Here is a 7,348-nt window from a genome sequence, read left to right as displayed (position 1 = left end):
CTCTTTTAGCATCTATATATCGGTGGTATTGGATATATAGATACTGCATGTCCGATATATAGATGCGACATGTTCGATATATAGATGCTACGCATCCGGTGTATATAGCCAATATTCAGAATATGAATTAAATTTCTATTGGTTATGAATTAATTCACCACAGAGTTTCACGGAGTTCTATTCTTTTGATTTCAAATTGATTAAACTCTGTGTTACTCTGTGGTGAAAACTCATTACTATCCCATTATGCACCCACTCATTCTTCTACTTTCAGCGGCAGGATGATTGTAAAGCGTGTACCCTTTCCGGGCGTAGACGCTACTTCGATCTTCCCCTTGAAACGTTCAGCGATTGTCCGGCAGATGGCCAGCCCCAGTCCTGTGCCTTGCTTGAAGGCATCTCCTTTGTAAAAACGGTCAAAGATATGTTCTATCACTTCTTTGGCCATACCTGTTCCCGTGTCTTCCACAAATATCTTTACACGATTGGAAGTGGCAGGCCGGTAGCCTATACAGATATTTCCTTCGGAGGTAAACTTAATCGCATTGTTCACCAGATTGTTGATAACCTGGCTCAGGCGGGTGGGATCGGTAGAAATAGTGATCTCCTGTCCAGGAAGATCCAGCAACAGTTCCACGCCTTTCTTCATATTCATTCTTTGCGCACTGCCTATCTCATTCAGTACCTGATGGAGGGAGATGTTGCAGAAGTTGAACTCCATGGTGTTCGACTCTATCTTGGAGAGGTCCAGGATGTCGGATATCAGGACCATCAACAGCTGGCTGTTCTTTTCAATCAGAGAGGTAAATTCGATGATGTCGTCCTTGGTCAGGTCTAAGTCTCCATGGGCCAGCAGGGAGGAAAAACCTACGATGGCATTGAGCGGGGTGCGTATTTCGTGGCTCATATTGGCAAGGAAGATACTTTTCAGTTCATCACTGTGCCGGGCTTTACGCAGGGCTTCGTTCAAACAGTCTTCGGTATCCTTGTATTTCTGAGTGCTCATACAGATGCCGACAATACGGTAAGGGGCTTCTTTCAGCTGCCCAACGTAGGTGGACTGGGCTTCGAACCATTCCCAACTGCCGTCGTCGCGGCGGAGGCGGTATTCTACAGGAGCTTCATATAGATTACCATCCAGCTGCAAGGTTAAGGCATCAAACACCGACTGACGGTCGTCGGGATGTATCAGATAAGCAAACTCTTCGGGGGTGAGGGTGTAGTCGCGGGTAGGGATACCCAAATATTCGAAATAGCGGGGATCGATAATCATAAGATTACGTTCCAGGTCGTACGACCACTGGAATATCTGCGTACGACTCAGGGCGATGTTCAGCAAACGTTTCTGGGTTCTTTCTTCCAGCACATTGCGGTAATAGAGTACGATTCTTACCAGCCGCTCTTCTTCATACACGCCTATCAAGGCACCTTGTATCAGAAAACTGATGTGCCGCTTCTGTTCATAGATGAAACAGTTGGAAGACAAGGGGATGATGCGCTGGCAACCTTCGCGCAGTTCCTGTAAATAACGAGGCAGGACATTCTGCTTATCCTGCACTACTTCCAACAAATCGAAGACAGACTTACCGATGATGTCCGTATCCAGTTGGAGTTCATCACTCATCTGCTTGTTCACGCGCCAGATACGGTCTTCAAGGTCAATCATGACAATGCTGACGGGCCATACATCGAACAATTGTTCGGCAATGGCGTTCACTATCCGTACTTCTTGGGGTATATCAGGGTTCATAAAGGGTTATGTTTATCGTGTAGACGGCAAAGGTCGGGCTTAAACGGGTAGGCAACAAACAAACCGGAAGAAATTAATATTCCATTTTGGCACAGATATATTCCGTCATTCACACCTTTACATCTTTTAACGGGACGAAAAGGGACAGAGAGTCGAATTTAACGGTTATTCCTGCTGATTATAAATCAATATCATTCAATTTTGCAAGCCTAAAAGATAAGACATGAGTATAACTAAATTCAATATAAATGCCGACTTCATTGCATATCAGCAGATCACGGCAAGTGGGCTGAGCCATCTGTCGGGACGGGCTTACAAGACGGAGGGAGGCATTTTCGCTCTTTGCAGCAAGGGTTCGCTGAAGACAATTATTAATCATACCGAATATCGGATTGGGGTGAATGAGCTGATAGTTGTTCCTCCCGAGACTTTCGTCCAGCTACTGACCGCATCGGATGATGTGGAAATACATGCTGTCATGTTCTCGCAGCGACTGATCCAGAATGCCGGAATGGGCAAGAATATGATGGATAAGTTTCATATCATCGGCAAGCATTATGTTTTCTCGTTGTCGGAAATGGTTTCGCAACTTTACTCGGAGATGTTTACGTTTCTGTCGCACCTTTATAAAGAGGTTGGGGAGAAGTTGAGTGAGGCTGTGTTGCAGTCGTTCCTAAGTCTGATGTTGCAGGGGGTATCCGAACTTTGTCCGGAACAGGCGAAACTGAAAGAGACGCCAGGCAGCAGACATTTCCATCAGTACCGGATTTTTGTCCGAATGGTACATGAGGAATATGCCCGTGAGCATCAAGTGGTGTATTATGCCAAGAAGATGAATATGCAACCGTCCGCCCTTTGCCGGCTTGTCAAGAAGGAGTCGGGACATACAGCAATGGAGATTATCAACAGGACACTCATCATGGATGCCAAGACGCAACTGCGCACGGAGAATACGCAAGTGAAGGATATTGCGCTGAGTCTGGGGTTCAATAATGCCGCCTTCTTCAATAAATTCTTTAAGAAGCATACAGGGGTGACGCCGCAAATGTTTCGGAATTCGGTAAGATAACAGGATTACAGAAGAAGAAGGATTGTTTCTGCATTCCCAGCAAGTGAAGATATTTATTTCATCTTGCGCTGCTTTGCCTTACGAAGCAGACGGCGGGCAGGAATGGCTTTTATTTCCCCATCAGTGTACCCACTATCACAGTTTCGTTCCGCTGTGCTTTTTTCTCAAGCATGCGTTGCTCGGCCAGTGCCAACCCATAGTGCAATTTCTCGCTTAATTCCTTCCACTCATCGTTTGACATAACTTTCTATGGTTTTAAAGAGTTCTATTTCATACATCCGTGTCGGAAGAGTAGGACCACCTTCAAAATATTCTTAGTAAGAATTTAGAGTTGCCGGCATTTTCACCGTAGCAACTGCGACAAAGATAAAGAAACTCCCCCAAATCCATGCAGCACAAGCCATAATTCTCGATTCATCCGGAGAATAATTGGTATGCGGACAACGCGAATGGAGCGGACGAACGCGTACCAATCCCCCCCCTTTCGTGAACCTTTTATGTTGCAAACGAGTTAATTAAGAAGTACTAGAGACTTTTTACGAAAAATACAACTACGTGCATTTAATAAAAATCCCTAAGTTTGCATCATGAAAAAGTTACTGCTGACTCTGCTCACTTTCCTGATAGCCGTTAATGTGGCTTATCCACAACTCGCCATCCGCCACCGTTTAGCCACTCCCCGACCTGCCGACTCGCTCGATATAGACTATTACTCCCACAAAAGGGGGATTCAGGCGGGCACCATGGTCTTCGGTATCAATATGGGAGTCTGGGCCTTCGACCGCTATATCCGTAAGGCTGACTTTGCCTACATCAACGGACGTACTATCAAGGACAACCTCAAGCATGGCTTCGTGTGGGACAATGACGCCATGGGCACCAATATGTTCATGCACCCCTACCACGGCAGTCTGTACTTCAACTCTGCCCGGTCCAACGGATACAATTTCTGGCAGTCCGGACTCTTTGCCTTCGGCGGCAGCTTCATGTGGGAGATGTTTATGGAGAACGAATATCCCTCTACCAACGACATCATTGCCACCCCTATCGGTGGTATGGCCCTGGGTGAAGTGACTTACAGGGTTTCCGACCTCATCCTCGACGACCGGAAAACCGGTTGGTCACGCTTCGGACTGGAGTTTGCCGGATTCCTGGTGTCCCCTATGCGCGGCTTGACCCGTATTATCAACGGAGATGCCTGGAAGCGGCGTTCCACTTCGGGTAAGCAATTCGGTGTACCCGATGTAAGTGTGGATGTATCTCTGGGTATACGTACCCTGGAACTGAAAGACGAGATTCTGGACAAAGGTGTGGGTCTGGCCTCCGAAATCAACATCGAATACGGCGACCGCTTCGATGCGGAAGATACCAAACCCTACGACTATTTCTCCATCCAGGCGAATCTGAACTGGCAGAAAGATCAACCGGTTCTGGGACAGATAAACATTGTTGGCCGACTGGCAGCCAAAGAGTTGATGAACAATGAAAAGCACTACCTCAGCCTTGGGCTGTACCAGCACTTCGACTACTACGATTCGGACACGATATCGGCAGTATCGGCAAAAGTACCTTATAAATTCTGTACACCCGCTTCCGTGGGCGGTGGCCTCATCTACAAAAGAAACCTCAAACGAAACTGGGGAATAGATGGTTACGCCTACCTCAACGCCATCCTTCTGGGAGGTGCCCTCAGCGACTATTATCAAGTGGACGAACGCATCTACAACCTGGCCAGCGGCTACAGTAGCAAGCTCAACTTTAACTTTACCTACAAGGACCGCCTTGCTATATCCACCATCTACGAAGTCTACCACATGTTCACTTGGAAAGGGTATCCCCAAGACATCAACTGGGACGAAGTGGAACCGAAGACACTCAATGCACAGGGTGACCGTTCGAGGGCCATTCTCCATGCAGTCGGCCTCCGGCTGGACCTGAAATTGCGGAAACAACTGTACCTCACCGGCACATTTATGAACTACACCCGCGATACCAAATACAGGTATCACGCCAATGTGTTTTCCAATACTTCGGAAGGGCGTCTGATGCTGACTTATAAATATTAGAGACTTCGGAAAGGTGACGGAGGAAACATATTTTCCCCGTAATTTGTTGCAGAAGCCACAGGCAAACCTTATCTTTACCACTATAAATCAGCAAGAAAGGAGATGAGTTATGGACATGAGCCTTAAACTGGCAAGTAGCTACTTCGATATGCTGAAGTCACTGAGCGATGAAGCCAAACTACATCTGATAAAGATGCTCACCGAGTCCATATTAAAGAAAGAAGCTAAGAACAGAACCGGCAACGGAAAGTTGGAAGATCTTTTTGGTGTATGGGCCGATGATCCCGAAACAGACCATATGGAAGAAAACATCCGCAAGGAAAGAACGAGCAACCGCACTCGCAAAATAGTATCCTTTGACGAATGTAATGGTGACTAAAAACGTGAAGCATCTCAATCACCTTTCCGGGAGCCCAATAAAGGAAAATTGCTGTTTGCAATCAAAGCTTCCACAACGGAGGTATCCACAGCAAAAGCCGTCCCGTGACGGATGCCACGAGGGAATGAAACCAGATCAGACACATCTTCCCAAGTCTCGCCATGATCCAGTGAACGGACTGCACCGTAACGGTGGTCACGGTATTTATCGAAATAAACATAGAGCGTATCACTCACAAACAAGGGGGCAGGTCCTTCCGCCCAGTAGTTTCCGGTGATAGAAGGGGAAACTTTAGTAGGGAATCCTTTCGCCAGATTTCTGGTACGGGTAATGCGGAGATTCTTCTCCGGAGGATTGGAGTTTTCATTCTTCACCACCATAATAAAGTCCTCATTCTTCGGGTCTTTCACGATGGCAGCATCAATGACGCTGAAATCGGGGTTGAAAAACATTTTGGTCTTCGAGAAGGTCTGGAAATCTTTCGTGGTAACGTAGTACATGCGATGGTTCAACCCTTTCTCACTCTCACTGGTTGCCACTTCTTTATGACGGCCTGGGATGGTGGTTGCCCAGAAAATATAATACGTCTGCGATGGTTCATCGTAGAAAAGTTCGGGCGCCCAGCAATTGTGGGCAGTCGGTTCGTGCATCATGACGGGAATGGCTCGCTGCTCGCTCCAATGAACCAAGTCGCGGGAAGAGGCATAGCCGATAATCCGGTCGGTCCAACTGGAAGTCCAGACCATGTGAAAGGTGCCATCGGGTGCCTGGCAGATACTCGGGTCACGCATCAGTTTATCTTTACCCACGGCAGGGGTCAGGTATGACTTGCCACCGTTCAGGGCGGTCCAGTTCAGACCATCGTAACTATAAGCCAGATGCAGTCCGTCTTTGCTGTCGTTTATGAAATAGGAAAAAAGATAAGCCGTTCCATTGGCATAAGTGGTCATCAGGGTGCCGAAACACAAAGTCAACCAGATAAGTACAGTTTTCATGGTTTATTCAAGATTAATGATTTCATTGCCTACAAAGATATAGCATCCCCGGAACATACCGAAACGGAAAAGACTGGAGAAATGAACCGAAACCTGTAATATTGTGTAAAATTCAGTTGTCCAATCAGAAGAATTCCTCTACCTTTACACCGGTACATCAAATATTATAGATTATGAAAGGAGAGCGTAACGCACAGGTATATCAAGTAGGGCCTTATCTATTCGGTACTTCCTCCACCATTCCACACTGGAAAACGGAAGAGCTGATTCCCTCCCTGAAACCTTTCCTGTTATCTTTAGATACATACAAAAAGAAAGAACTCAAAATAGCATTCTCACTTGCCGTCCAGCCGGAGAGTGAAATCCAAGAAGAAGACCATGCTAAATACCGCTCACTCGTCGAGTTTGAATGGGAAGGTGCCACATGCAGGATCAGTGTGATTCCGGATACGGACTCTTATCTCATTACCATCCTCGCTCCCAACGATCCGAAAGAGTACACAGCTTATTTCTTCTACGGATTTACCAAAGGTGTCCTGTTCCTGCACGAAACAGAAGCGGATGCATTTGTGCTCAACAATATCCTGATGATGATTTATGCTTTCAATACGGCTTGTTCCGATACTGTATTAATGCACGCTTCCGTCATAAAGAAAGATGGAAAGGGATATCTCTTCCAAGGCAAAAGCGGAACGGGAAAAAGTACGCACAGCGGGTTGTGGCTGAAGCATATCCCCGGCTGTGAACTGCTGAACGATGATAATCCCATCGTGCATTTCAACCGGGAAACAGGGAAAGCCACAGTCTACGGTTCTCCCTGGAGCGGAAAGACACCCTGCTACAAGAATGACTCTGTTCCTGTAGGGGCATTTGTACGATTGGAACAGGCTCCGATGAATGAGATTCAACGAGAGAGTCCGGCACGGGCCTTCGCATCACTATTGCCATCGTGCTCTAATCTGAAGGAAGTGAGAGAATTGAATAATGGTGTCATCGAGACAGTGAAATATCTTGCGGCCCATACTCCGGTGTATTTTCTGAAATGCTTGCCGGACAGGGAGGCGGCGGAGATTTGTTTTAATACGATAT

6 protein-coding genes and 1 pseudogene are annotated in these 7,348 nt (G+C 46.8%); 4 read left to right on the top strand and 3 right to left on the bottom strand.

The window, feature by feature from the left end; all coding sequences use genetic code 11:
• Nucleotides 1-256: 256 nt before the first annotated feature.
• Nucleotides 257-1,750 (bottom strand): PAS domain-containing sensor histidine kinase, encoded by a 1,494-nt coding sequence (locus tag BACCELL_RS01090; RefSeq protein ID WP_007209633.1) that lies wholly within the window; start codon nucleotides 1,748-1,750, stop codon nucleotides 257-259.
• A 223-nt stretch (nucleotides 1,751-1,973) separates the two neighbouring features.
• Here BACCELL_RS01090 and BACCELL_RS01085 point away from each other — a divergent pair, with 223 nt between their 5' ends.
• The gene (locus BACCELL_RS01085) at nucleotides 1,974-2,819 is read left to right on the top strand and encodes a helix-turn-helix domain-containing protein (RefSeq protein WP_007209631.1); all 846 of its coding nucleotides are present in this window, start codon (nucleotides 1,974-1,976) and stop codon (nucleotides 2,817-2,819) included.
• A gap of 109 nt (nucleotides 2,820-2,928) precedes the next feature.
• On the opposite strand, the gene BACCELL_RS27580 is transcribed toward BACCELL_RS01085, so the two are convergent.
• Entirely contained in the window at nucleotides 2,929-3,060 is a 132-nt protein-coding gene (locus BACCELL_RS27580) for a hypothetical protein (RefSeq protein WP_007209630.1), read from the bottom strand.
• A gap of 346 nt (nucleotides 3,061-3,406) precedes the next feature.
• Between BACCELL_RS27580 and BACCELL_RS01075 the strand changes: the two genes are divergently transcribed.
• A complete protein-coding gene (locus BACCELL_RS01075) occupies nucleotides 3,407-4,885 on the top strand; it encodes a DUF3943 domain-containing protein (protein WP_007209628.1) in 1,479 nt (492 codons plus the stop codon).
• 109 nt (nucleotides 4,886-4,994) lie between these two features.
• A complete protein-coding gene (locus BACCELL_RS01070; protein ID WP_007209627.1) occupies nucleotides 4,995-5,264 on the top strand; it encodes a hypothetical protein in 270 nt (89 codons plus the stop codon).
• Between the two features lie 47 nt (nucleotides 5,265-5,311).
• On the opposite strand, the pseudogene BACCELL_RS01065 reads toward BACCELL_RS01070, so the two are convergent.
• A pseudogene (locus BACCELL_RS01065) lies at nucleotides 5,312-6,259 on the bottom strand (glycoside hydrolase family 43 protein); the annotation flags it as partial.
• A gap of 173 nt (nucleotides 6,260-6,432) precedes the next feature.
• On the opposite strand from BACCELL_RS01065, the gene BACCELL_RS01060 reads away from it, so the two are divergent.
• On the top strand, nucleotides 6,433-7,348 hold a 916-nt coding region (locus tag BACCELL_RS01060), incomplete at its 3' end, for a hypothetical protein (RefSeq protein ID WP_007209625.1).

The organism is Bacteroides cellulosilyticus DSM 14838, assembly GCF_000158035.1.
In the GTDB taxonomy this organism is placed as follows: Bacteria; Bacteroidota; Bacteroidia; order Bacteroidales; family Bacteroidaceae; genus Bacteroides; species Bacteroides cellulosilyticus.
Note: the sequence above shows the minus strand (reverse complement) of the source record. Positions and strands in the feature narration are given on the sequence as shown.